Consider the following 23,116-nt stretch of genomic DNA (forward strand, 5'->3'; position numbering starts at 1 on the left):
GGGCCGAGGCCGGATGCTCATCAGACATCCGGCCTCGACTCGTGCACGGGCGCGTAGGAGGAGGCGCCGCGTGCAGGCCTGAGCGCTAGAGGGTCGCGCGCACGGGCTCGTCGGTCCCGTCCGCGCCCGTGGCCTCCGAGATCTCCGCGATCTCCGCGATCTCGGCGATGTCCGCGGCGACGTCGAGCAGGGCGCCCGGGTCCTCCGGGACCACGTCGGTGCCGGGGAGCGCGGGCTCGGGGACGACGGCCAGCGCGGGCTCGTCGGGCTCGCCCAGCTTGACGAGGATGACGCCCGCGAGCACGAGCACCGCTCCCCCGATCTGGACCGGGGCGGGCGCCTGGCCCACGAGCAGCCACGCGAACAGCGCGGCGGCAAGCACCTCGGTGAGGGCGACGAACGAGCCGAGGCGCGCGCCGAGGCGGCGGGTCGCGGCGATGCCGACCACGTAGGCGACCGCGGAGGTCACGATGCCGAGCAGCGCGACGGCGGCCCACCACGGCAGGGCGACCGGGACCAGGTGGACGGTCGCGGTGCTGAACGCCAGCGGCAGCACGCCCGTCGCGGCGGCGACGCCGAGGATCACGGCGGCGACCATGAGGCCGCCCCACGCGAGCGTCACGGGCGGCAGGCCCGTCGAGTTCGAGCTCGAGATGACGAAGTAGACGGACGCGCCGATCATCGCGCCGAGCGCCCAGCCGATGCCGACGATGCTCACGTGGCCGCCGCCGACGAGGTCGAGCAGCAGCACCATGCCCGACATCGCGACCACGGCGCCGAGCAGCGTGAGCCGGCCCGGCTTGTGGCCGCGGGTGGCCCACAGGTACCCGACGACGACGATCGGCGACATGTACTCGATGAGCAGCGCGACGCCCACGTCGAGGTGGCCGACCGCGAAGAAGTAGAAGAGCTGCGCGCCCGCGACCGCGAACGCGCCGTAGGCGACCACGGTGCCCGCGGCGCGCGCGAGCAGGCGCCAGCGTCCGCGCAGCGCGATGAGCGCCGGGACGGTGAGCACGACCGCGGCGATCGCGACGCGCACGAGCGTGGCCGCGCCCGCGGTCCAGCCCGCATCCATGAGGCCGCGGGCCAGGCTGCCGGAGAGTCCGAAGGAGGCGGCGGACGCCAGCGCGAGGACGAGGCCCTGCACGCGGTTCACGCGCGCGGCGTCATGAGTCAACGTGGTCATGGCTCATGACTCTAAGGTGCCGTTTGGTAATGTGTCAAAATGACGTTCGCCAATGACACCGCAGAGGCGCTCGAGTCGGGCGTCTTCCTGTCCAACTCCGAGCTCGAGCCCGACACCCTCACCACGTTCGACGAGCTCGTCGAGTTCTTCGACCGCTTCGGCTACACCGGCCGGCGCCCGGTCGCGGAGGACCTCGAGGCCGTCCGCGCGATCCGCGCGCCGCTGCGCCGGCTGTTCCTGTCGAGCAGGGACGATGCGGTGCCGCAGATCAACGCGATCCTCGCCGAGCAGGAGGCCGTCCCCCAGCTGGTGCGCCACGGCGACAGCGACTGGCACATCCACGCGACGTCGGAGGACCGCCCGCTGGACGAGCGCATCCTCGTGGAGACCGCGATGGCGATGACGGACGTGGTGCGCGACGACGAGATGCAGCGGTTCTCGCGCTGCGCGATGGAGGACTGCGAGGGGGTCGTGCTCGACCTCAGCCGCAACCGCTCCCGCAAGTACTGCACCGTGACGTGCACCAACCGGGCCGCGCAGGCGGCGTTCCGCGCGCGCCAGTCCGAGGACTGACGTCCGAGGGTCGTCCGCGGATGCCGTGGGACGATGGGGTCATGCAGACCTACCGCGCCCGCTCGTCCGCGCTCTGGGGATGGCTGGCCATCGCGATCGGCGTGGTCGTCGCCGTCGTCCACGTCGCGAACGTCGGCTTCGGGTACGCGCACGGCGGCCTGGGCCTCGGCGCGGCGCTCGCGCTGTTCGGCTGGGCGGCGTTCCTGCGCCCCCACGTCGCCGCGGGCGAGGGCCGCGTGGAGTTCCACAACGTCACGCAGGTCGCGACGGTGCCGTTCGCCCGGCTTTCCGACCTCGGCACCCGCTGGAGCCTCGAGGCGGTGGGCGACGACGGCCGCACGGTGGGCGCGTTCGCGGCGCCCGCGCCGGGAGCCGCCGCCTCGAAGAGGCACGAGCGCGCGGCTGAGGGCGGCTCGATCGACAAGGCCGAGTACGCGCGCGCCGGCGACGTTCCCGGCACGCCGTCGGGCGATGCCGCCGCACTCGTGCACGATGCGTGGGACGAGTGGCGGGCCGCGGGCGGCGAGGCCGGCGGCGAGGGCGCCTCGATCACCCGCACGCCGGACTGGATCGGCCTCGTGGCCGTCGTGGCGGGCACCGCCCTCGCGATCTGGGGCCTGCTCTTCTAGGTCCCCGGCCGGCCGTCAGCCGCGGTAGGCGGTCGCCTCGATCTCGATCCTCATCGCGGGGTCGATGAGCGCGCACTGCTGCATCGTCGCGGCGGGACGCACGTCGCCGAACCAGCGCCGCAGGACGGGCCAGCAGGCCTCGAAGTCGGCGGCGTCGGGCAGCAGGTAGCGCACGCGCACCACGTCGGCCATGGCGAACCCGCCCTCCTCGAGCGCACCCGCGATGGTGGCGAGCGCCGCGTCCGCCTGCTCGGCGACGTCGTCGCTGGCCGTGCTCGTGGTGCCGGACACGAAGGCCCAGTCGCCCTGGACCACCGCGCGCGAGTACGCGACGCGCTCCTCCCAGGGGCCGCCGGAGGAGATCAGCTGTCGGGTCATCCCGCGATGCTACGCGCACCAGGCGTAACGTCGTGACCGGGGGTGGGAGCCTTGGAACGCTGGAGCATGCGCACGCGGGTCGCCTGGTGGGTCGCCGTGGCCTGGGGGGCCCTGCTGCCCGTGCTCGCGCTCGTCCTGCCGGTCGGCACCGAGGCGACCCTGGGGGCCGACGGCGTCGAGACGATGCGCCGCGTCACGCTCGCGCAGATCGAGGGCGCCTCGGGCGTGCTCACGGTCGCCGTGCCGCTCGCGCTCGCCGTGCTCGTCGGCGCGGCGATGTCGTCCGAGGGGCGGTGGGGCCTGCCGACCGCGTGGACGCTCTTCGGGCTGCTCGCGGCGGCGAACCTCCTCGCGATGATGTCGGTCGGCGTCCTCGTGGTGCCGCTCACCGCCGCGCTGCTGGTCGCGCTCGTCGGCCGGACGAACGACGGACCCCGCGCCCGCGCATCGTCCGGCGGGGACGTCAGCCCGCGACCCTTGCCCTGAAGGCGTGGGTGACGTACGGCATGGCGGCCTCGCCGCCGTCGGCGAGGCCCGCGGTGCGCGCGATGAGCGCGTCGAGCGCGGTGTCGATGTCCCGCTTCAGCGCGTCGGGGCCGGTGATGTAGTTGCTGCGCGAGCGCACGAGCGCGTGCAGCGACGATGCGGTGAAGGGGCGGGTCCACGCGCTCTCGTAGGTCTCGAGCGGGCCGAACGGTGCCGCCACGCGCGGACCGCCGTCCACGAGGAGCAGCTCCGCGGTCGAGTGCCCGATCACCCTGCCGAGCGTGGCGACCCACGGGTCGCGCTCGTCGCGGATGTTCCACACCAGCCCGAGCACGCCGCCGGGGGTGAGCACGCGGGCGATCTCGGCGCTGGCCGCCTCGACGTCGACCCAGTGCCACGCCTGGCCGAGCACCACCGCGCCCACGCTCGCGTCGGGCAGCGGGATCTCCTCGGCCCGGCCGCGCAGCACCCGTGCGCGCGGGACGTGCGCCTCGAGGGTCGCGAGCATGACGGGGTCGGGGTCCACCGCGACGACGTCGCGACCGGCGTGGAGCACCGCCGCGGTCAGCTTGCCGGTGCCCGCGCCGAGGTCCAGGACGCGCCCCTCGACGCCCTCGAGCATCCAGGTCACCGCATCGTCCGGGTAGCCCGGACGACCGCGCGCGTAGTCGGCGGCGGCACGCCCGAAACTGGTCGACCGGTCGGTCACGGGACCACGCTACCGGCGGGCCTCACGTCCGCACCATGCGGATGGCGGGGATCGGGTGGCCGCTCACGGTGTGGGTGTCCTCCGCGCCGTCGGGGACGAAGCCATGCTTGGCGTAGAAGGCGATCGCCCGCGCGTTGTTGCGCCACACCCAGAGGTAGGCCGGTCCGTGACCCACCGCCTCCGCGAGGAGCCGCGCCGCCTCGCCCGTCCCGTGGTGGCGCGCGAGCACGTACAGCCCCTCGAGCTCGCGCGGGGCGGGCCCTCCCTCGTCCGGGCGGTCGCCGGCGCTGGCGAAGCCGACGACCTCTCCCCCGGCGACGGCGACGTGGATGGTCGAGCGCCCCTCGTCGAGGATCGCCTGCCAGCGGGCGGTGCGCGCGTCGAGGTCGAGGCCCGCGAGCACGTCCGCGGGCAGCACGGGGCCGTAGGTCTCGCGCCAGGACTGCAGGTGCACGTGGGCGATCGCCGGCGCATCGTCCACGGTCGCGCGGCGGACGAGCGTGGCGGTCATGGGCGCCACCCTAGCGAGGGCGCCCGGCTCGCGCGCGAGTCCTCGTCGGCTCCATGGCGGAAACGAGCCCGCGCGTGGCGCGAGGCGTCGGCTCAGGCCTTCTTCACCACGGAGGACTTGAGCTGCATGGCGCCGAACCCCGGCACCGTGCAGTCGATGTCGTGGTCGCCCACCCCGTCGACAAGCCGGATGCCGCGAACCTTCGTGCCCACCTTGATCGGCTGCGAGGACCCCTTGACCTTGAGGTCCTTGATCACGGTCACGGTGTCGCCATCCGCGAGGACGTTGCCCACCGCGTCCTTGACCACGCGCGGCGCGTAGGCGCCGGCGCCCGCCGCATCGTCCACCGCCTCGGCCGACCACTCGTGCCCGCACATCGGGCACACGAGCAGCGCGCCGTCCTCGTACGCGTACTCGCTGGCGCACTCCGGGCACGGGGGCAGTCCGTCGCTCATGTGTCGAGCGTAGGCTCCCGTGGCCGCCGCCGCGCGGCCGGCCGCGCGTGCGAGGGCTCCGCGTCCGTACGATGCTCTGCGTGCCCCTCGCCCCTCGCCACGCGGCCGCCTGATGCCGCGGTCGCCGCTGCCGCAGCGCCACGGCCTCGACGCGGCGTGGGTGCGCACGCCCGGCACCGGACCCGACGGCGCGGCGGGATGGGGGACGATGCGGGAGTTCCTCCTCGACCGTCTGCCCGCCGCCGCGGAGGTCGACCGGATGCTCGGCGCGGGCGAGTTCGTGGACCAGCGGGGACGCCCCTGGACGGGCGACGAGGCCTACCGGCCCCACACCTTCGTGTGGTTCCACCGCCCGCTCGCACCGGAGGTCGCGGTGCCCTTCCCGCTCGGAATCCTGGACCGGACCGACAACCTCGTGGTCGTCGACAAGCCTCACTTCCTGGCGACCATGCCGCGAGGCTCGCACGTCCGGGAGACGGCCCTCGTCAAGCTGCGGCTGGCGCTGGACCTGCCCGAGCTCGCCCCCGCGCATCGGCTGGACCGGCTCACCGCCGGCGTGCTGGTGTTCACGACGCACCGCGGCTGCCGCGGCGCGTACGCGGGGGTCTTCCAGTCGCGCCGGGTGGTGAAGACGTACGAGGCGCTGGCACCGTTCGACCCCGCGCTCGCGTTCCCCCGGCACCTGGTCGGCCGCATCGACAAGCCGCGCGGGAGCCTCCAGGCCGCCGTGGTGCCCGGCGAGCCGAACGCGGAGACGCTCGTCGAGCTGGTCGAGGTGCGCGGGAGCCACGCCCGCTACCGGCTCACCCCTGTCACGGGCAGGACGCACCAGCTGCGCGTGCAGATGGCCGACGCGGGGATGCCGCTGGTGGGCGACACCCTCTATCCGGACGTCCTGGACGTCGACCCCGCCGACTTCACCGCTCCCCTGCAGCTCGTCGCGCGACGGTTGCGTTTCACCGACCCGATCGACGACGTCGAGCGGGACTATGCGAGCGACCGCCCGCTGGCGTGGCCCGCCGATGTCAGACGTTGAACCTGAACTCGACCGCGTTCCGTAGCCGATCAACGTGTGCGAGCGCGAGGCTCATGCGACCTGGAGCGGCGTGATCGCGGCGATCTGCGCGGCCATCCGGTCCTCGGCAAGCTCGAGGTCGTAGTGCGCCTGGAGGTTGAGCCAGAACTGCGGATCGATACCGAAGTACCGGCCCAGTCGAAGCGCCGTGTCGGCGGTGATGGCGCGCTTGCCGTGAACGATCTCGTTGATGCGTCGCGGAGGCACGCCGATCGCCACCGCGAGCTTGTTCTGGGTGATCTCGAAGCCCTTGATGAAATCCTCCATCAGCACCTCGCCAGGGTGGATGGGAGCCCACTTCTCAGTGGTAGTCGACGAGTTCGACATCCTCCGCGCCTCCTTCTCTCCAGGTGAAACAGATCCTCCACCGGTCATTGACGCGGACACTGTGCTGGCCCGCGCGATCGCCCTTCAACAACTCGAGACGATTGCCAGGCGGAACCCGCAGCGAGTCGAGGAATCGAGCCGCGTGGATCTGGGCGAGCTTGCGGATGGCCGCCTTCTGCACGCGCGGATCGATCGACGGCACCTTCTCCCGCTGCAACAGACGCTCGGTGTTCTTGTCACCGAACGATCTGACCACACGAGCATCGTATAACGCTGAGCGTTAATAACGCTAGACGTTAAACCTGAACTCCACCGCGTTCCGTAGCCGAAGACCGTTGAGCAGGCGCGGCCCGCGACCCGACACGACCCTCGCGGGCGCTCGCCTGCTACATGGGTGGACGTTGGCAGAGTAACGGCTTGACACCGCGCCGACTGACTTTGCGCGAGTATGAGCCCATGGTTGAGGTGGTGTTGATGTGCGGCCCTGCGGGTTCGGGAAAGTCGGTGCATGCGCGCCGGCTGGCGGCACGGGGACACGTTCTTCTCTCCGTTGACGCTATGGCGTGGCAACTCGGACACCGCGAGCATCCGCTTGCGAAAGAAGCGCGCGCGGAAGTTCACACGAACCTACGGCAGCACCTGGCCTCCCACGTCAGGAGAGGCGAGTCGGTCGTGGTGGATTCTTCGTTCTGGTCACGAGCCTCGCGAGATGAGTACCGACTGTTCTTGGCGGCCTTCGGCATCGAACCCGTCGTTCACTACGTCGAGACGCCGCGCGAAGTGATGCTCGGTCGCCTGACGCGCCGAGGCAACAATGGGCCTGACGACATCTCGGTGTCCGAGCGCGTGGCCCGCGCCTTCATCGACCATTTCGAGATCCCTTCGGAAGACGAGGGCCCACTGGTACGCATCGCCGGGGAGTAGGCCCTCGGCACGGCCAACGGCGGCGCACTGACCCCGCCTTACGCGAAGACGAGGATCAGCGAAGAGTCACCGGACCCTCGCCGAACTTCTCAGCCCCGACGCGAGCTAGACATTGAACCTGAACTCGACCGCGTTCCGTAGCCGAATCACCTCTGCGCCTCGACCACGAGCGCACAGGCCTCGACGATCCGCCCGCCCGCCGCAATCGCTTCCCGAACATCGTCGCGGGTCGCCTCCGGGCGGGCATCCTCCGGATACTCGGTGCTGTTGCGGATCTGGCGCATCCAGTCGAACTCGGCGATCGCGTTCGCCGCGGCCGGCATCAGCGCGCCCGCGGCCAGGCCCGTGTTGCGGTGCGCGCCTCCCACTGGTCGCACGCGCAGCCCGTAGACGGCCAGTACCGCCACCAGCGCCTTGCGGGTCCCGTAATACGCAGCGGTGAACGCCATGGCCACGTCGTCGGTTCCAGCCAACGTCTCTGCCGTCACGAGGTGGCGTTGAGCCGTAGCGATCACCGCCCGCGCGTGGTCGAGATTCACTGCGACTCGTTCGAGCCGCCGGGAGGCGAGCATGCGCACGATCTCCTCAGGGAGCTCAGCCATGCGCACCGCCCCTCAGCAGATCGACCATGGGGCGGCCCTTCACCGTTGCGAGGAAAGGCGTCGGCTCAGCCGCCTCCCACTCCTCGCGCGCGACACGAGAAACGTTGACGTCCACACCGATCCGGGCGGAGGCCACAGAGGCCACATCGGCGAGAGCCCTCCGTGACGCCGTACCGACAACCAGAACATCGATGTCGCGCGGGAACTCCCCCGCCTCGCCCTCTCGCCGCGCAGCCCACGAGCCATACACGAACGCGGCCTCGACGCCATCGATGCCAGCGAGGAGTTCGCGCAGCACCGGCACAGGACCATATGTCGCGGCGATCAGGTCTCGCATGAGCGAGAAGAGCGGGTGCTCTGCATTCGCGCGAACCATCCGGTTGCGCCCGACGGTGCGGTCGCGAAGCACGCCGGCCTCGACGAGGCGGCCGATCTCCTTGTGCACCACGCCCGGCCCAGCGCCCGTCAGACGACCGAGCTCGGCGAGCGAGAACTCCTCGTCGGCACGACCGAGCGTCTCCGCGAGCAACGCACCGGAGACGTCCGACCTCACGAAAGGCGTGAGTACCGACGGAAGTGTCTTCACAAAACGTGACGATATCTTCTCGTTAAGAGAAGAGTCAAGGGCGGGTGTCAGACGTTGAAGCGGAACTCCACCGCGTTCCGTAGCCGAACAACCTCACCGCAGACTTCAGACCTCTGACGCCGGGCCACCCTCGACTTGCTGGCGCAGCGCCTCGGCCAGCGGTGGGAGATGGTTCTCCACCACATCCCGGATGACATCAAGGTCGACCCCGAAGTACTGGTGGACGAGGATGTTCCGGAAGCCGCGGATCTGGGGCCAGGCGATCTCGGGGTGCGCATCGATCACCTCAGGCGTCAGGTGGTTCGCCGCCTCGCCGATGATCTGGAGGTTCCGCTCGATCGCATCCTCGGCCATGTCGACGAAGTCGACAGCTCCCGCATCGAGGAGGGCGACGTAGCGACGGCACCGCTCGATCGCCTCGAGGATGTCCGCGATCCGTCGCTCGACGCTTTGCGTCACAGGGCGACCGAGTCCTCGACGGCCGTCTCCGAGACGGGCCTCTTGAGCAGCTGCTCCGGGAACACATCGATGTCGTCACGGCCGAACAGCGCCCGCACCTCCTCGAGGAGACCGGAGGCGCGCATGAAGACGTTGCCGTCCGCGGGGTCCATGTCCACGAGGATGTCGATGTCACTGCCCGCGTACGCCGTTCCACGCGCGACGGAGCCGAACAGTCGCGGACGGGTCGCTCCGTAGCGCGCCAGCAGCGCGTCGAACTCCTCGCGACGCGCGTCGATGAGCCCGCGCAGCGCGAGCGTCTCGGGCGTCACGTCGACCTCGGACATATGCCCAGGATAACGAGGCCCACCCAGACGGGCGAGGACGCTACTCCTGGCCGCCCGAGGTTGAACCGGAACTACACATTGAACCTGAACTCGACCACGTTCCGTAGCCGAACAACCTCTTGAGATGGAGACCCCTGTGGCACCGCCGCCTGGGTCCTAGGCCGTCCAATGGCAACCCTTGTGGGAAGATCCGAGCAGTTGCGCAGCACGCCTCGTGGCCAAGGTCTAGCTGATGATGCAGGATCTGTTCCGTGCCTCGCCTCGATAGCCGCATCCTTGACGTTGCTTCTCCGGTTTCGTGGACAGACTTGCGGTTGATCGGATCGGGAGTGCAGATCGTTCAGTTCCAGAGCGCGTTGACCAAGCGCGACTACCGCCGCCTCGCAGAAGCGCTGCGCCGGCACCCCGAAGTACGGCTCCGTGCGTACGGCTCGTACGACGGGTCGATCACCAACCTGGACTTCCTTGAGCACTTCCCCGAGCTTCGGCGGTTCAGCGCGGACGCGCTCTACCACTCGCTGACGAACATCGAAGGGCTCCGCTTCCTACCCGACGATGTCGAGTCGCTCACCATCGGCCAGACGAAGAAGCGGCTGTCCGTGGCCCCTTTGCATCGGTTCAAGAACCTCACGCACCTCTACCTCGAGGGTCAGACGAAGGACATCGATGTCATCAGTGAGCTTCAGACGTTGCAGAGCCTGACGCTCCGGTCCATCACCCTGCCCGGACTGTCGATGCTGCACCCGCTGCATAACCTTCGGGCGCTCGACCTCAAACTCGGCGGCACGAAGGACCTGTCCGAGCTTCCGAATGTGGGGAGGCTCGAGTACCTCGAACTGTGGATGGTGAAGGGCTTGTCCGACCTGTCGCCCGTCGCGGATCTGGCATCGCTCGACTATCTGTTCCTGCAGTCGCTACGGCAAGTCGACACGCTGCCGCCGATGAACAGACTCACCGCACTCACGCGGGTCTGGCTAGAGACCATGAAGGGCTTGACGGACCTGTCGCCTCTCCGCGACGCTCCACAGTTGCGCCAGTTGGCGCTCATCGAGATGCCACACCTCGCGCCCGACGCCGTGAAGCCCCTCATCGGCCACCCGACGCTCACAACGCTTCGAGCGGGACTCGGAAGCAAGCGGAAGAACGACGCCGTAGCTGAGCTGCTTCCACTCGCGTCTGACGGAGACTGGCGCGAGCCCGTGCGACTCTAACTAGCCCTGGTCACTTGCAGGGTGTGGCACGTCTCATGCTGACCTCAGCGCCGTGTCATGCGAAGTGAACGTTCAGCCGTGTGAGGTTGAACGGGAACTACACATTGAACCTGAACTCCACCACGTCGCCGTCCTGCATGACGTAGTCCTTGCCCTCCATGCGAACCTTGCCGCGCGCCTTGGCCTCGGACTGCGAGCCGGCGTCCATGAGGTCGTGGAAGTGGACCACCTCGGCCTTGATGAAGCCGCGCTCGAAGTCCGTGTGGATGACTCCGGCGGCCTGCGGCGCGGTCCAGCCCTTGTGGATGGTCCACGCACGGGCCTCCTTGGGGCCGGCGGTGAGGTACGTCTGCAGGCCGAGCGTGTCGAAGCCGATGCGCGCGAGCTGGTCCAGGCCGGACTCGTCCTGGCCGTTCGCCTCGAGCATCTCGCGGGCCTCCTCCTCGGAGAGGTCGACCAGCTCGGACTCGAACTTCGCGTCCATGAAGATCGCCTTCGCCGGCGCGACGCTCGACTCGAGCTGCGCGCGCAGGTCCTCGTTCGCGAGGCCGTCCTCGTCGAGGTTGAAGACGTAGATGAACGGCTTCGCGGTGAGGAGGTTGAGCTCCTTGAGGTCCGCGAGGTCGAGGCCCTCGATGGCCGCGTCGGCGCTCAGCGTCTTGCCGCCCTCGAGGATCTCCTTGGCGGCCTGCACGGCGGCGAGGAAGGACGGCGACGCCTTCTTGGCGCGCACCTCCTTCTCGAGGCGCGGGATGACCTTCTCGACGGTCTGCAGGTCCGCGAGGATCAGCTCGGTGGTGATGGTCTCGATGTCGGAGGCCGCGTCGACCTTGCCGTCGACGTGGATGACGTCGGGGTCCTCGAAGGCGCGGGTGACCTGGCAGATCGCGTCGGCCTCGCGGATGTTCGCGAGGAACGCGTTGCCCAGGCCCTCGCCCTCGGACGCACCCTTGACGATGCCCGCGATGTCGACGAACGACACGGTCGCGGGGACCTCGCGCTCGGAGCCGTACAGCTCGGCCAGCCGGCCGAGCCGCTCGTCCGGCAGCGGGACCACGCCGACGTTGGGCTCGATGGTCGCGAACGGGTAGTTCGCGGCGAGCACCTCGGCGCGGGTGAGGGCGTTGAACAGGGTCGACTTGCCGACGTTCGGGAGTCCGACGATTCCGATGGTGAGTGCCACGGGCGACCATTCTACCGGCGGGACGCCCCGGCGCCCGCCGGGACGATGCCCGGGCGCCCCGGGCGCGACGGGTGACCGCCGCATCGTCCCGGCCTACGCTGAGGCATGAGCTTCGACGAGCTGTTCAACCCGGGCCTCACGCACACGCGCGAGCAGAAGGACTGGGACAAGATCCGGCCCGCCACCGAGGTGGTGGGCGAGGCACCGCCGCGGGACGATGCGGTGGCGGGGCTTGAGATCCCCGCGCCGGACGAGCTGGAGCCGTTCGAGTAGGGCCGGGCCGCGACGCACGAAGGCCCCGGTCCTCCCTCGCGGGGAGAGCCGGGGCCTTGCGCTGTCGCTCGGGCTACGCGCCGAGCGGGATGTTCGCGCCGGGGATGGCGTCGAGCAGCTTCTGCGTGTACTCGGTCTGGGCGTTGGAGAAGATCTCCTCCACCTTGCCGTGCTCCACGATCTTGCCCCGCTCCATCACGGCCACGTCGTCCGCGACGACGCGCACGACCGCGAGGTCGTGGGTGATGAAGAGGTACGTGAGGCCGAGCTCCTCCTGCAGGTCCGCGAGGAGCTGCAGGATCTGGGCCTGGACCAGCACGTCGAGGGCGGAGACCGCCTCGTCGAGGATGACCACGTCGGGCTTGAGCGCGAGGGCGCGCGCGATCGCGATGCGCTGGCGCTGGCCGCCCGAGAGCTCGTTCGGGTAGCGCGACAGCACGGTGCGCGGGAGCGCCACCTCGTCGATGACCTCGTTGACGCGGTTCTCGCGCTCCTTGCGGTCACCGATCTTGTGGACGTCCAGCGGCTCCTGGATGATCGAGCCGATCGACCGCATCGGGTCGAGCGAGCCGTACGGGTCCTGGAACACCGGCTGCATGCGGCGGCGATGCGCGAGCATCTCCTCGCGGTTGAGCGCGGTCGCGTCCTTGCCGCCGATGAGGATCTCGCCCTCGGTGGCGGTCTCGAGGCCGAGCACCATCTTGGCGACGGTCGACTTGCCGGAGCCCGACTCGCCGACGAGCGCCATCGTGGTGCCGCGCGGCACCTGGAAGTTGACCTTGTCGACCGCGGTGAACGGCTCCGAGCGGAAGCTGCCGCGACGGATCGAGAAGACCTTCGTCAGGTCCTTGACCTCGATCGCCGGGGTGCCGGCGTGGTCCGCCTGCTCGACGACCTCGTGGCGGTGCGCCGAGGCGGCCGCCAGGTCGATCTCGTCGCCCTGCGGGGCCTCCACCGCGGACACCTTCGACGACTTCAGGCGCTGCGACGCGAGGCTCGGGGCCGCCGCGATGAGGCGCTTGGTGTACGGGTGCTGCGGGTTCTGGAGCAGGTCGAGGCTCGGACCGGCCTCCACGATCTTGCCCTGGTACATCACGATGACCTTGGACGCGCGCTCGGCGGCGAGGCCCAGGTCGTGCGTGATGAGGAGCAGCGCCGTGTTCTTCTCACGCGTGAGCGACTCGAGGTGGTCGAGGATCACGCGCTGCACGGTGACGTCGAGCGCCGAGGTGGGCTCGTCCGCGATGAGCAGCTTGGGGTCCGCGGCCAGGCCGATGCCGATGAGCACGCGCTGGCGCATGCCGCCGGAGAACTGGTGCGGGAACTGCTTCATGCGGCGCTCCGCGTCGGCCAGACCGGCCTCCTGGAGCACCTCGATGGCGCGCTTGTCCGCGTCCTTCTTGTTCTTGGCCATGTTGTTGGCCAGAACCGCCTCGCGGACCTGGAAGCCGACCGACCACACGGGGTTGAGGTTCGACATCGGGTCCTGCGGGACGTAGCCGATCTCGCGGCCGCGGATGCGGACGATCTCCTGCTTGCTCGCCTTGGTGAGGTCCTTGCCGCCGAAGACGACCTGGCCGCCGGTGATGCGCCCGTTGCTCGGGAGCAGGTCGATGATGCCGGTGGCGGTGGTCGACTTGCCGGAGCCGGACTCGCCGACGATCGCGACGGTCTCGCCCGGGAAGATGTCGAACGAGACGCCCTTCACCGCCTGGACGAAGCCGTTGCCGGTCTGGAAGCCGATCTCGAGGTCCTTGATGGAGACGAGGGGCTCAGCGGTATCGGTCACGGGGGTGGTCTCCTGGGTCATCCGCGGGCCCTCGCCTTCGGGTCGAGGGCGTCGCGCACGAGCTCGCCGAGGGTGATGAAGGCGAGGACGGTCACGGTGAGGAAGATCGACGGCCAGATGAGCGTCATCGGCGCCGTGCGGAGGCTGGTCTGCGCGGCGCTGATGTCGTTACCCCACGACATCACGGTCGTGGGCAGGCCCACGCCGAGGAAGCTCAGCGTCGCCTCCGCGACGATCGCGCCACCCAGCGACAGCGTCAGGTAGACGATGACGGGGGTGATCGAGTTCGGCAGCACGTGCGAGACGAGCGTGCTGAAGCGCGTGCGACCCGTGGCGATGGACGCCATGACGAAGTCGCCCGACTTCACGCGCAGGATCTCGGAGCGCAGGATGCGTGCGAGCGATGCCCACGCGAAGCCACCGATCGCGAACGCGAGGGTCCACACCGAGCGGTAGTCCGCGAGCACCGACATCACGACGACGGCCGCGAGGATGTAGGGGATCGAGAAGAAGATGTCGCCCAGGCGCGAGAGCACCGAGTCGACCCAGCCGCCGTAGAAGCCGGCGAGGGCGCCCATGATGACGCCGACGACGCCGGAGATGGCGGTCGCGAGCAGGCCGACCGCGAGCGAGGTGCGCGCGCCCCACACCACGCGGGCGTAGACGTCGCAGCCCTGGCGGGTGAAGCCCATCGGGTGGCCCTCGGTGGGGCCGCCGTTCGAGTTCGCCAGCTGGCAGTTGTCGGTGGGCGAGACGCTCGTGAACAGCGTGGGGAACAGCGCCATGAGGACGATGATCAGCACGGTGACGAGCGAGACGTAGAAGAGGGGCCGGCGACGCAGCGAACGCCACGCGTCGGACCACAGGTTCGACGGCTTCTCGTTGAGCTTGACCTTGTCGACCTCGGCCATCTCGTTCTCGTCGAACGGAGCGACGTAGTGCTCGGGCTTAGGCATAGCGGATCCTCGGGTCGAGAACGGCGTACAGGAGGTCGACCAGGATGTTGATGACCACGTAGGCGAGCACCATGACGGTCACGAAGCTGACGACCGTGGGGCCCTCGCCTCGGATGATCGCCTGGTACAGCGTGTTGCCGACGCCGGGAACGTTGAAGATGCCCTCGGTGACCGTCGCGCCGACCATCAGCACGCCGAAGTTGGCGGCGGAGTTGGTGACGACGGGGATGAGGGAGTTGCGCAGCACGTGCACCGGGATGACGCGGCGGCCCGGGAGGCCCTTCGCGTACGCGGTGCGCACGAAGTCGCGGCTGCGCGTGTCGATGACGGTGCCGCGCATGAGGCGCATCGACGTGGTGAAGAGGCTCAGCGCGAGCACCACGGCGGGCAGCCACATGTTCGAGATGCTCGTATCCGAGCCGACCGTCGGCGATGCCCAGCCCCACTTGATCGCGACGAAGTACTGCGCGAGGAAGCCGAGCACGAAGATCGGCACCGAGAGCATGACGAGGCCGATGACCAGGGTCACGTTGTCGAACAGCTTGCCCTTGCGCAGACCGGCGAAGAGGCCGAGGACCACAGCGAGCGAGAACTCGAGCGCGATGGCCATCGCGGCGAGCTTCAGCGTCACGGGGAACGTGCGGGCGAGGACCTCGCCGACGCTCTGACCCGAGAACGTGGTCCCGAGGTTCCCGCTGAAGAGGTCCTTCATGTAGAGGCCGTACTGCACGAGGAACGGCTGGTCCAGGTGGTACTGGGCCGCCAGCGCGTCGTACGTCGCCTGGTTCGGGGTCTTGTCACCGAACATCGCCAGGATGGGGTCGCCCGGCATGGCGAAGACCATGAAGTAGATGAGGAAGGTGGTGCCGATCACGACCGGGACCGCCTGGAGGAGGCGGCGGACCACATACATCAGCATGGGCGCGCTCCTCGGATGTGCTTCGTCTGGAACATATGGTGTCCGATTCTACTGTGCGTGCCGCATGCGTCCGCACCCAAGGGCGACGATAGCCCGCGCACGTCCTCCCCGTCCGGGGAGTGGACGTCGCGCGGGCGGCTATGCCTTGGCGGACGCACGATGGCCCGCCCCGCGCGATGCGGGGCGGGCCACCGAGGCGACTTACTTCTTGGTGATCTCGTAGAAGAGGGGCACCGAGTGCCAGTCGAACTGGACGTTGTCCACGGTCTCGGCGTAGCCGCCGGTCACGTTGGAGTACCAGAGCGGGATGGCCGGCAGGTCCACGAACAGGACCTCCTGGGCCTCCTGGAACTTGGCCGCGGCCTCGGCCGGGTCAAGGGAGGTGCGGCCCTCGTCGATCAGCGTGTCGAACGCCTCCGACGAGTAGTCGCCGTCGTTCGAGCCGGCGCCGGTGTAGTAGATCGGGCCGAGGAAGTTCTCGAGCGACGGGTAGTCCGCCTGCCAGCCGGTACGGAAGGCCGTGCCGATGGTGCGGTTGGTGATGTCGGTACGGAAGTCGGCGAAGGTCGCGTACGCGTTGCCGGTCGCCTCGATGCCGAGCGTGTTCTTGATCGAGTTGGTGACAGCCTCGACCCAGGTCTGGTGACCACCGTCGGAGTTGTAACCGATCTCGAAGGTGCCGTCCCACGCGGAGATCTCGTCGGCCTCGGCCCACAGCTTGGCGGCCTCCTCCGGGTTGTACTCGAGGACCTCGGCGCCGGCGAGCGAGTCCGACCAGCCGTCGATGACGGGCGAGGTGAAGTCCGAGGCGGGGGTGCGGGTGCCCTGGAAGATCACGTCGGTGATCTCCTCGCGGTTGATCGCCATCGAGATGGCGGCGCGACGGAGCTTGCCCTCCTCGCCCGAGAAGTGCTCGAGCTCCTGCGGGATGGTGAAGGACTGGAAGATCGCGGCGGGCTGGTTGACCGCGCGGTCGCCGAGGTCGCTCTCGTAGGAGGCCATGGCCGAGTCCGGGATGCCGTCGATCACGTCGACGTTGTTCGCGAGGAGGTCCGCGTAGGCGGCGTCCTGCGACGCGTAGAAGATGATCTGGAGGCCGTCGTTCTGGACCTCGCGCTCACCGGCGTACGAGTCGTTGATCGAGAGGTCGATCTGGACGTCGTGCTGCCAGTCGCCAGCGTCCGCGAGCGTGTAGATGCCGTTGCCGACGGGGGCGGCGCCGAAGGCGTCCGGGTCCTCGAAGAACGAGTCGGGCAGCGGGTAGAAGGCCGAGTAGCCCAGCGAGAGCGGGAACTCGGCGTTCGGCGCGGAGAGCGTGATGGTGAAGGTCAGGTCGTCGATGACCTCGAGGCCCGACATCTCCGGGACCGACTCGTCCCAGCTGAAGCCGTCGATCTGCTCGAAGAAGTACGAGTTGAGCGCGGTCTCCGAGTTGGCGAGGTCGGCGCCCCAGTTCCACGCGTCCACGAAGTTGTGGGCCTGGACGGGCGTGCCGTCGGTGAAGGTCCAGCCGTCCTTGAGCTTGACGGTGAAGGTCTGCGAGTCCTCGGTCTCGATCGACTCGGCGACCTCGTTGTGGGCAGCACCCGTGGCGTCGTAGTAGACCAGACCCGCGAAGAGCGCGTCGATGATCTTGCCGCCGCCGGTCTCGTTGGTCGCGACCGGGATGAGCGGGTTCTGCGGCTCGGAGCCGTTGGTCTTGATGATGGCGTCGCCGGTCGAGCCGCCGTCGGCCGCGGCCGACGTGTCGGTCTCGGAGCCGTTCGACGAGCAGCCGACGAGGACGAGCGCGGACGCCGAAGCGACCGCCGCAGCCCCGAGCACGGACTTGCTGATCTTCACTGTTCCTCCTACTGGTGCCCGCCGGACGACGGGCTTGGATAGGCGCCGGTCCGGGGTGTCGGAGCGACGACTGGGATGCACGCTGATGACGTGCAACCCCAGAAGGCTAAACAGCGCGGAGTTAACGGATTGTTTCCGAAGCCGTACCTTCTCCGTTTTGTGACCAAACAGTAATCACCCGTCTCACGATGTGGGACACGTGTGAGGTGCGTCACGCGGCCAAGGTCCCGAAACCGGGGGTTCCGCGGCGATGTCGGACCCCGGTGAGACCGTTGTGATCATGGTCACGTTTCTGCTCTCGGTCCTCTCTCTCGTCGTCGGCGCGGCCCTCGGCGCCCTCGTCGCCACCCGGCGGGCGCACGCCGCGGCGTCCCGGGACGCCGCCCGCCTGCGCGAGGAGCGCGACGCGTTGCGCCAGGAGTTCCGCGCGCTGAGCGGGGAGGCGCTGCGGGCGAGCCAGGCGCAGTTCCTCGACCTCGCGCACGAGCGCCTCAAGCGCTCCGAGCAGGAGGGCGGCGCGGCGCTGCTGCGCCGCGAGCAGGCGATCCGCGAGATGGTCGAGCCGCTCGCCCGCACGCTCGAGACGATGCGCGAGCAGACCACGCAGGCCGATCGCGCCCGGGCGGCGGGCCACGCCGCGCTGTCCGAGCAGGTCCGCCACATGCTCGAGGCCTCCGAGCGGGTGGGCCGCAAGGCGGACGACTTCGTCAACACGCTGCGCCGCTCCGACGTGCGCGGCAACTGGGGCGAGGTGCAGCTGCGCCGCGTCGTCGAGCTCGCGGGCATGCTCCCCCATGTCGACTTCACCGAGCAGGACGTCGTCAAGGACGGCGAGGGCCGCAATCTGCGCCCCGACATGACCGTCCGCCTCGCGGGCGGGCGCACCATCGTCGTCGACTCCAAGGTCGCGCTGGTGGGCCTGCTCGAGGCCTTCGAGGCGGAGGACGATGCGGTGCGCGCCGAGCGCCTCCAGGCGCACGCGCGCCACGTGCGCCGCCACATCGACGACCTCAGCTCGAAGCGCTACTGGGACCAGTTCGCCTCGGCGCCCGAGTTCGTCGTGATGTTCGTGCCCTCGGAGGCCTTCTACCAGGCGGCGGTCGAGCAGGACTCGTCTCTCCAGGAGTACGCGTACGTCAAGGGCGTGGTCATCGCGACGCCCACCACGCTGGTCGCGATGCTGCGCACGGTCGCGCACGCGTGGAAGGAGGACGCCCTCGCGCGCGACGCGCAGCAGGTGCTCGCGCTCGGGAAGGAGCTGTACGAGCGGCTGTCGACCATGGCCGGCCACCTCTCCAAGGTCGGCCGGGCCATCGACCAGGCGGGCAAGGCCTACAACTCGACGGTCGCCTCGCTCGAGTCCCGCGTGCTCGTGAGCGCGCGGCGCTTCGGCGACATGCAGCACCTGTCGGCCGAGATGCCCGCCGTCGAGCAGGCGGAGACGGACATCAGGGTGCTCGCGGCGCCGGAGCTCGTCGACGCGGAGCTGCACGAGGCGGGCGTCGAGCAGCCCTAGCCCCCGTCAGCGGCGGCCAGGCGTCAGGCGCGCAGGGCGCGCTCGGCCTCCTTGACCTTGAGGTCGGCGCGGATCTCGCGCGGGAGCGAGAACATGAGGTCCTCGGTCGCCGTGCGGACCTCCTCGACCGTCTCGAAGCCGCGGCCGGCGAGGTCGTCGAGCACGTCGCGCACGAGGATCTCCGGCACGGACGCGCCCGAGGTCACGCCCACGGTGGAGACGCCGTCGAACCACTCGTCGCGGATCTCGGCGGCGCGGTCGACGCGATACGCCGTCGTGGCTCCCGCCTGCAGCGCGACCTCGACCAGGCGCACCGAGTTCGACGAGTTCGCGGACCCGACGACGACGACGAGGTCGCAGTCCGGGGCCAGCTTCTTCACCGCAACCTGGCGGTTCTGGGTGGCGTAGCAGATGTCGTCGCTCGGCGGGTCCTGCAGCGCGGGGAAGCGCTCGCGCAGGCGGCGCACCGTCTCCATCGTCTCGTCGACCGACAGCGTGGTCTGCGACAGCCACACGACGTTCTCGGGGTCGGGGACCTCGAGGCCGTCGACGTCGTCCGGGGAGTTCACGACGATCGTGTGCTCGGGCGCCTCGCCCGCGGTGCCCTCGACCTCCTCGTGGCCGGTGTGGCCGATGAGGAGGATGGTGCGCTCGTCGCGGGCGAAGCGGATCGCCTCCTTGTGCACCTTCGTGACGAGCGGGCAGGTCGCGTCGATCGTCAGCAGGTTGCGCTGGTCCGCGGCCTCGCGCACCGCCGGCGAGACGCCGTGGGCGGAGAAGACGACGCGCGCCCCCTCGGGAACCTCGTCCGTCTCGTCGACGAACACCGCGCCCCGGTCCGAGAGGGTCTCGACCACATACTTGTTGTGGACGATCTCCTTGCGCACGTAGATGGGCGCGCCGTGGAGCTCGAGGGCCTTCTCGACCGCGATGACCGCGCGGTCGACGCCCGCGCAGTAGCCTCGCGGCGCGGCCAGCAGGACGCGCTTGGTGGTGGTGTCGGGCATGGCCTCCATCCTACGTGGCAGGCTGGGCCGCGTGACCGAGACCCCTGCCTCCCACACGCTTCCCGCCACCGCCGGCGAGACGTCCGCCGAGCGCCCGTGGCCGGTCCGCCACCTCTCCCCCAAGATCGGCGACTTCGTGTCGCGGCTGCCCGCGGTGTGGGTCGAGGGCCAGGTGCTCAACGTCAAGCGGTGGCGCCACCTCGTCTTCCTCACGCTGCGCGACACCGACGAGAACATGTCGCTCAGCGCGACGCTCCCGGCGCGCGAGGCAGACGCGCTCGGCGTCGACCTCGTGGACGGCACGCGGGTCGTCATCCACGCGAAGCCCGAGTGGTGGACGCGGTCCGGCTCGCTGCAGATGGCCGGCCGCGAGGTGCGCCAGGTGGGCCTTGGCGACCTGCTCGCGCGGCTCGAGGCGCTCAGGGAGGCGCTCGCCCGCGAGGGCCTGTTCGATCTCGACCGCAAGCTGCCGCTGCCCTTCATCCCGCGGGTGGTCGGCCTCGTGTGCGCCACGCAGGGCGACGCCGAGCACGACGTCGTCGAGAACGCGACGCGACGCTGGCCGGGGGTCGCCTTCGCGATCCGCCGCGTCACGGTGCAGGGGCCGCGCGCGGTGCCCGAGACCACCGCCGCGATCCGCGTGCTCGACGAGGCACCCGAGGTGGACGTCATCGTGGTCGCGCGCGGCGGCGGCTCCTTCGAGGACCTGCTGCCGTTCAGCGACGAGGCGCTCGTGCGCGCCGCCGCGGCCTGCGAGACGCCGCTCGTCAGCGCGATCGGGCACGAGAAGGACTCCCCGCTGCTCGACCTCGTGGCCGACTACCGGGCCTCGACGCCCACCGACGCCGGCAAGCGCATCGTGCCCGACGCAGCCGCCGAGGCGCAGGGCATCGCGCGGTCGCGCCTGTCCATGGCCGCCGCGGTCGAGCGGGCGGTCGCGCGCGAGTCGGCCGGGCTCGCGGCTCTCCGCTCGCGTCCCGTGCTGGCACGCCCCGAGGCGATGCTCGCGCCCTATGCGGACGCGGTGGCGCGCCTGCGCGAGCGCAGCGGCGGCGCCGTGGCCGCGCGGATCGACCGCGCGGCGGCGGCGACCCGCGAGCTCACCGCATCGCTGCGCGCGCTCAGCCCGCTCAGCACCCTCGAGCGCGGCTTCGCCGTGGTGCGGGACGCCTCGGGCACGGTCGTGCGCGACGCCGCGGACGTGCATGCGGGCGACGTGCTGCGCGTGCGGCTCGCGCGCGGCGAGGTCGAGGCGGTCGCGCGCGGCTGACGCGCGGCCGGCTCAGCGCTTGTTGCCGAGCAGGACGTCGAGCGCGTCGGCGCGGGCCGAGGGGCTCGGCGCCGCGGGGCGCGGCGTGCGCTCGACGGGCGCGTCCACCGTGGCGAACGACGGCACCTCGTCCTCGCCCGCCGGCAGGACCGGGGCCGGGAGCGCCGACGGCGCCCACGTGCCGGCCTTGACGGCCGCGATGCGGGCGCGCGCGGCCTTCGCGTACTCCTTGTGCAGCTGGCGGCCGAGCCGCGCGATGAGCGCGTCGGGCACCGCCGGGTTGTCGATGAGCGCGTAGACGACGTCGACGTTGCGGTCCTTCGCGAGGTCCTCGCGCACCTCGATCGGGATGGACTCGCGGCGGTTGCGGGCGAGCCCGATGCGCACGTCGGCCGACCGGTCCTCGGCGAGCCGCAGCAGCGTCATGAGGGGCGTGCCGGCGTGCTCGGCCACCGCGGCCCGCACCTTGACCTCGGGCGAGCGCGCGAGCGTCTGGAGCTCGCCGTCGGTGATCCCGGCCCTGATGACCTTCTGCACGCTCTGGCGTGCGGTCTGCTGCGCGCTGCTGTCGCTGAACATGTCCACCTCATCGTGTCGTTCGAGTCGTGCCCTATGAGAGCGCCCTGGTACAGGGGTATGACGCAGTTCTCGGCAGATCGCCGCTCGGGCTTGAGCACGCGCGGGTACCGTAGCGGTCATGAGCGATGCAGCCGAGCCCGTCGACCGCCCCGTGGAGTCCCTGTCCTACGAGGAGGCGCGCGACGAGCTGATCGCCATCGTCGCCAAGCTCGAGACGGGCAGCGCGACCCTCGACCAGTCGCTCGGGCTGTGGGAGCGCGGCGAGGCCCTCGCCGCCCGCTGCCAGGCCCTGCTCGACGGCGCGTACGAGCGCATCGCCGAGGCGCGCGAGGACGATGCGGCGGACGCCGGCGTCGTCGGCGTGGTCGCCGAGGACGACGAGGACGAGCGATGAGCGATCACGTCCTCGTCATCGGCGAGGCGCTCGTCGACGTCGTGGTCGGGCCCGACGGCACCGAGGCGCACCCGGGCGGCTCGCCCGCGAACGTCGCGCTCGGGCTCGCCCGCCTGGGCCGCGACGTGGACCTCCTCACCCGCCTCGGCCTCGACCCCAACGGCGTCCTGGTCGCGGACCACCTCCAGGACGACGGCGTGCGGCTCGTGCCCGGCTCGGCGGGCGCCGGGCCCACCTCGGTCGCGACCGCGACGCTCGACGCCGGCGGCGCCGCGACGTACGAGTTCGACATCGTGTGGGAGCTCGCCGACGGCGTGCGCCTGCGCAACGCCCCGCTCGCGGTGCACACCGGCTCGATCGCGGCGGTGATGGCGCCCGGCGCCGCCCAGGTGCTCACGCTCGTGCGCGCGCTGCGCTTCAACTCCACGGTCACGTACGACCCCAACGTGCGCCCGTCGCTCATGGGATCGCCCGACGAGGCGCGGCCCGCGGTCGAGCGGATGGTGGGGCTCGCGGACGTGGTCAAGGCCTCGGACGAGGACCTGGCGTGGCTCCACCCCGGCCGCGAGGTCGACGACGTCGCGCGGGAGTGGGCCGGCATGGGCCCCGCGCTCGTGGTGGTGACGCGCGGCGGCGAGGGCGCGACCGCCTTCACGCACGACGGCCGCGAGATCCACGCCGAGGCGCCCGCGGTCGCCGTCGCGGACACGGTCGGCGCCGGGGACTCCTTCATGTCCGGCCTCATCGACGGGCTGTGGGGCGCGGGCCTGCTCGGCCGCGCGAACCGCGAGGCGCTGCGCGCGGTCTCGGACGAGGCGGTCGCGGCGATCCTGCGGCCGTGCACCCGGATCGCCGCGATCACGGTGTCGCGCCCCGGCGCGAACCCGCCCACCCGCGCGGAGCTCGACGCCGGCTGACCGGCGGGCGCGCATCGTCCCTGCGACGCCG

The 23,116-nt window shown here is 70.5% G+C and carries 29 protein-coding genes; 11 read left to right on the plus strand and 18 right to left on the minus strand.

Annotated features, from left to right (window positions below; genetic code table 11):
* Window positions 1-85: 85 nt before the first annotated feature.
* Window positions 86-1,189 carry an EamA family transporter gene (locus tag AOM07_RS01840; protein WP_084830017.1) on the minus strand — a complete coding sequence of 368 codons (1,104 nt, stop codon included), beginning with the start codon at window positions 1,187-1,189 and terminating at the stop codon, window positions 86-88.
* 39 nt (window positions 1,190-1,228) lie between these two features.
* Between AOM07_RS01840 and AOM07_RS01845 the strand changes: the two genes are divergently transcribed.
* Both AOM07_RS01845 and AOM07_RS01850 read left to right on the plus strand, forming a co-directional pair.
* Window positions 1,229-1,762, plus strand: a complete 534-nt coding sequence (locus AOM07_RS01845; RefSeq protein ID WP_062310826.1) for a CGNR zinc finger domain-containing protein — start codon at window positions 1,229-1,231, stop codon at window positions 1,760-1,762.
* Window positions 1,763-1,803: 41 nt separating this feature from the next.
* On the plus strand, window positions 1,804-2,391 hold the full coding sequence (locus AOM07_RS01850) for a hypothetical protein (protein WP_062310828.1): 588 nt from the start codon (window positions 1,804-1,806) through the stop codon (window positions 2,389-2,391).
* Window positions 2,392-2,406: 15 nt separating this feature from the next.
* On the opposite strand, the gene AOM07_RS01855 is transcribed toward AOM07_RS01850, so the two are convergent.
* Window positions 2,407-2,769, minus strand: coding sequence for a RidA family protein (locus tag AOM07_RS01855; protein ID WP_062310831.1), 363 nt, complete (start codon window positions 2,767-2,769; stop codon window positions 2,407-2,409).
* Window positions 2,770-2,835: 66 nt separating this feature from the next.
* Between AOM07_RS01855 and AOM07_RS01860 the strand changes: the two genes are divergently transcribed.
* Window positions 2,836-3,255 (plus strand): hypothetical protein, encoded by a 420-nt coding sequence (locus AOM07_RS01860; protein ID WP_062310833.1) that lies wholly within the window; start codon window positions 2,836-2,838, stop codon window positions 3,253-3,255.
* Here AOM07_RS01860 and AOM07_RS01865 read toward each other — a convergent pair.
* From AOM07_RS01865 to AOM07_RS01875, 3 genes are all read right to left on the minus strand, one after another.
* Window positions 3,233-3,964 (minus strand): class I SAM-dependent methyltransferase, encoded by a 732-nt coding sequence (locus tag AOM07_RS01865; RefSeq protein ID WP_062310835.1) that lies wholly within the window; start codon window positions 3,962-3,964, stop codon window positions 3,233-3,235. The genes AOM07_RS01860 and AOM07_RS01865 overlap by 23 nt on opposite strands.
* A 22-nt stretch (window positions 3,965-3,986) precedes the next feature.
* Window positions 3,987-4,475 (minus strand): GNAT family N-acetyltransferase, encoded by a 489-nt coding sequence (locus tag AOM07_RS01870; protein ID WP_062310837.1) that lies wholly within the window; start codon window positions 4,473-4,475, stop codon window positions 3,987-3,989.
* Between the two features lie 92 nt (window positions 4,476-4,567).
* Window positions 4,568-4,930, minus strand: a complete 363-nt coding sequence (locus tag AOM07_RS01875; protein WP_062310839.1) for a zinc ribbon domain-containing protein YjdM — start codon at window positions 4,928-4,930, stop codon at window positions 4,568-4,570.
* A 112-nt stretch (window positions 4,931-5,042) separates the two neighbouring features.
* Between AOM07_RS01875 and AOM07_RS01880 the strand changes: the two genes are divergently transcribed.
* On the plus strand, window positions 5,043-5,966 hold the full coding sequence (locus AOM07_RS01880; RefSeq protein ID WP_062310841.1) for a pseudouridine synthase: 924 nt from the start codon (window positions 5,043-5,045) through the stop codon (window positions 5,964-5,966).
* Window positions 5,967-6,017: 51 nt separating this feature from the next.
* On the opposite strand, the gene AOM07_RS01885 is transcribed toward AOM07_RS01880, so the two are convergent.
* Both AOM07_RS01885 and AOM07_RS01890 read right to left on the minus strand, forming a co-directional pair.
* The gene (locus tag AOM07_RS01885) at window positions 6,018-6,332 is read right to left on the minus strand and encodes a HigA family addiction module antitoxin (protein ID WP_062310844.1); all 315 of its coding nucleotides are present in this window, start codon (window positions 6,330-6,332) and stop codon (window positions 6,018-6,020) included.
* Window positions 6,307-6,588 carry a type II toxin-antitoxin system RelE/ParE family toxin gene (locus AOM07_RS01890; protein ID WP_062310846.1) on the minus strand — a complete coding sequence of 94 codons (282 nt, stop codon included), beginning with the start codon at window positions 6,586-6,588 and terminating at the stop codon, window positions 6,307-6,309. Before AOM07_RS01890 ends, AOM07_RS01885 begins: the two co-directional genes overlap by 26 nt.
* 200 nt (window positions 6,589-6,788) lie before the next feature.
* Here AOM07_RS01890 and AOM07_RS01895 point away from each other — a divergent pair, with 200 nt between their 5' ends.
* Window positions 6,789-7,256, plus strand: a complete 468-nt coding sequence (locus AOM07_RS01895; RefSeq protein ID WP_228374346.1) for a P-loop nucleotide/nucleoside kinase family protein — start codon at window positions 6,789-6,791, stop codon at window positions 7,254-7,256.
* A gap of 146 nt (window positions 7,257-7,402) precedes the next feature.
* Here AOM07_RS01895 and AOM07_RS01900 read toward each other — a convergent pair whose 3' ends face one another.
* The 4 genes from AOM07_RS01900 to AOM07_RS01915 form a co-directional block, all read right to left on the minus strand.
* Window positions 7,403-7,858: a HEPN domain-containing protein gene (locus tag AOM07_RS01900; RefSeq protein WP_156171741.1), complete on the minus strand. Its 456-nt coding sequence runs from the start codon at window positions 7,856-7,858 to the stop codon at window positions 7,403-7,405.
* Window positions 7,851-8,444: a hypothetical protein gene (locus AOM07_RS01905; protein WP_062310850.1), complete on the minus strand. Its 594-nt coding sequence runs from the start codon at window positions 8,442-8,444 to the stop codon at window positions 7,851-7,853. The genes AOM07_RS01900 and AOM07_RS01905 overlap by 8 nt, the downstream gene beginning before the upstream one ends.
* Window positions 8,445-8,549: 105 nt before the next feature.
* Window positions 8,550-8,903: a HepT-like ribonuclease domain-containing protein gene (locus AOM07_RS01910; RefSeq protein WP_062310852.1), complete on the minus strand. Its 354-nt coding sequence runs from the start codon at window positions 8,901-8,903 to the stop codon at window positions 8,550-8,552.
* Entirely contained in the window at window positions 8,900-9,229 is a 330-nt protein-coding gene (locus tag AOM07_RS01915) for a nucleotidyltransferase family protein (RefSeq protein WP_062310854.1), read from the minus strand. The genes AOM07_RS01910 and AOM07_RS01915 overlap by 4 nt, the downstream gene beginning before the upstream one ends.
* Before the next feature lie 251 nt (window positions 9,230-9,480).
* Between AOM07_RS01915 and AOM07_RS01920 the strand changes: the two genes are divergently transcribed.
* Window positions 9,481-10,440 carry a leucine-rich repeat domain-containing protein gene (locus AOM07_RS01920; RefSeq protein ID WP_156171742.1) on the plus strand — a complete coding sequence of 320 codons (960 nt, stop codon included), beginning with the start codon at window positions 9,481-9,483 and terminating at the stop codon, window positions 10,438-10,440.
* 97 nt (window positions 10,441-10,537) lie between these two features.
* Here AOM07_RS01920 and ychF read toward each other — a convergent pair whose 3' ends face one another.
* The gene (gene ychF / locus AOM07_RS01925) at window positions 10,538-11,623 is read right to left on the minus strand and encodes a redox-regulated ATPase YchF (RefSeq protein WP_062310858.1); all 1,086 of its coding nucleotides are present in this window, start codon (window positions 11,621-11,623) and stop codon (window positions 10,538-10,540) included.
* A gap of 105 nt (window positions 11,624-11,728) precedes the next feature.
* Between ychF and AOM07_RS14590 the strand changes: the two genes are divergently transcribed.
* Window positions 11,729-11,896, plus strand: coding sequence for a hypothetical protein (locus AOM07_RS14590; protein ID WP_156171743.1), 168 nt, complete (start codon window positions 11,729-11,731; stop codon window positions 11,894-11,896).
* Between the two features lie 73 nt (window positions 11,897-11,969).
* Here AOM07_RS14590 and AOM07_RS01930 read toward each other — a convergent pair whose 3' ends face one another.
* The 4 genes from AOM07_RS01930 to AOM07_RS01945 form a co-directional block, all read right to left on the minus strand.
* The gene (locus AOM07_RS01930) at window positions 11,970-13,706 is read right to left on the minus strand and encodes a dipeptide ABC transporter ATP-binding protein (protein ID WP_062310860.1); all 1,737 of its coding nucleotides are present in this window, start codon (window positions 13,704-13,706) and stop codon (window positions 11,970-11,972) included.
* On the minus strand, window positions 13,703-14,641 hold the full coding sequence (locus AOM07_RS01935) for an ABC transporter permease (RefSeq protein WP_062310862.1): 939 nt from the start codon (window positions 14,639-14,641) through the stop codon (window positions 13,703-13,705). Before AOM07_RS01935 ends, AOM07_RS01930 begins: the two co-directional genes overlap by 4 nt.
* On the minus strand, window positions 14,634-15,560 hold the full coding sequence (locus tag AOM07_RS01940) for an ABC transporter permease (protein ID WP_062310864.1): 927 nt from the start codon (window positions 15,558-15,560) through the stop codon (window positions 14,634-14,636). The genes AOM07_RS01935 and AOM07_RS01940 overlap by 8 nt, the downstream gene beginning before the upstream one ends.
* A gap of 201 nt (window positions 15,561-15,761) precedes the next feature.
* Complete coding sequence (locus tag AOM07_RS01945; RefSeq protein ID WP_062310866.1) at window positions 15,762-17,402, minus strand: peptide ABC transporter substrate-binding protein; 1,641 nt, start codon at window positions 17,400-17,402, stop codon at window positions 15,762-15,764.
* Between the two features lie 280 nt (window positions 17,403-17,682).
* Between AOM07_RS01945 and AOM07_RS01950 the strand changes: the two genes are divergently transcribed.
* Window positions 17,683-18,918 (plus strand): DNA recombination protein RmuC, encoded by a 1,236-nt coding sequence (locus tag AOM07_RS01950; RefSeq protein ID WP_169748108.1) that lies wholly within the window; start codon window positions 17,683-17,685, stop codon window positions 18,916-18,918.
* 23 nt (window positions 18,919-18,941) lie between these two features.
* Here the strand turns inward: AOM07_RS01950 and AOM07_RS01955 are convergent, their stop codons facing one another.
* On the minus strand, window positions 18,942-19,934 hold the full coding sequence (locus AOM07_RS01955; RefSeq protein ID WP_062310870.1) for a 4-hydroxy-3-methylbut-2-enyl diphosphate reductase: 993 nt from the start codon (window positions 19,932-19,934) through the stop codon (window positions 18,942-18,944).
* Window positions 19,935-19,956: 22 nt separating this feature from the next.
* On the opposite strand from AOM07_RS01955, the gene xseA reads away from it, so the two are divergent.
* Window positions 19,957-21,195, plus strand: coding sequence for an exodeoxyribonuclease VII large subunit (gene xseA, locus AOM07_RS01960; protein WP_228374348.1), 1,239 nt, complete (start codon window positions 19,957-19,959; stop codon window positions 21,193-21,195).
* 12 nt (window positions 21,196-21,207) lie between these two features.
* Here xseA and AOM07_RS01965 read toward each other — a convergent pair whose 3' ends face one another.
* Window positions 21,208-21,774, minus strand: coding sequence for a hypothetical protein (locus AOM07_RS01965; protein WP_062310872.1), 567 nt, complete (start codon window positions 21,772-21,774; stop codon window positions 21,208-21,210).
* 118 nt (window positions 21,775-21,892) lie between these two features.
* On the opposite strand from AOM07_RS01965, the gene AOM07_RS01970 reads away from it, so the two are divergent.
* Window positions 21,893-22,168 (plus strand): exodeoxyribonuclease VII small subunit, encoded by a 276-nt coding sequence (locus AOM07_RS01970; protein WP_062310876.1) that lies wholly within the window; start codon window positions 21,893-21,895, stop codon window positions 22,166-22,168.
* Entirely contained in the window at window positions 22,165-23,085 is a 921-nt protein-coding gene (locus AOM07_RS01975; protein WP_062310877.1) for a carbohydrate kinase family protein, read from the plus strand. Before AOM07_RS01970 ends, AOM07_RS01975 begins: the two co-directional genes overlap by 4 nt.
* Window positions 23,086-23,116: the final 31 nt, after the last annotated feature.

Source organism: Demequina rhizosphaerae (genome assembly GCF_000971255.1).
Taxonomy (GTDB): domain Bacteria; phylum Actinomycetota; class Actinomycetes; order Actinomycetales; family Demequinaceae; genus Demequina; species Demequina rhizosphaerae.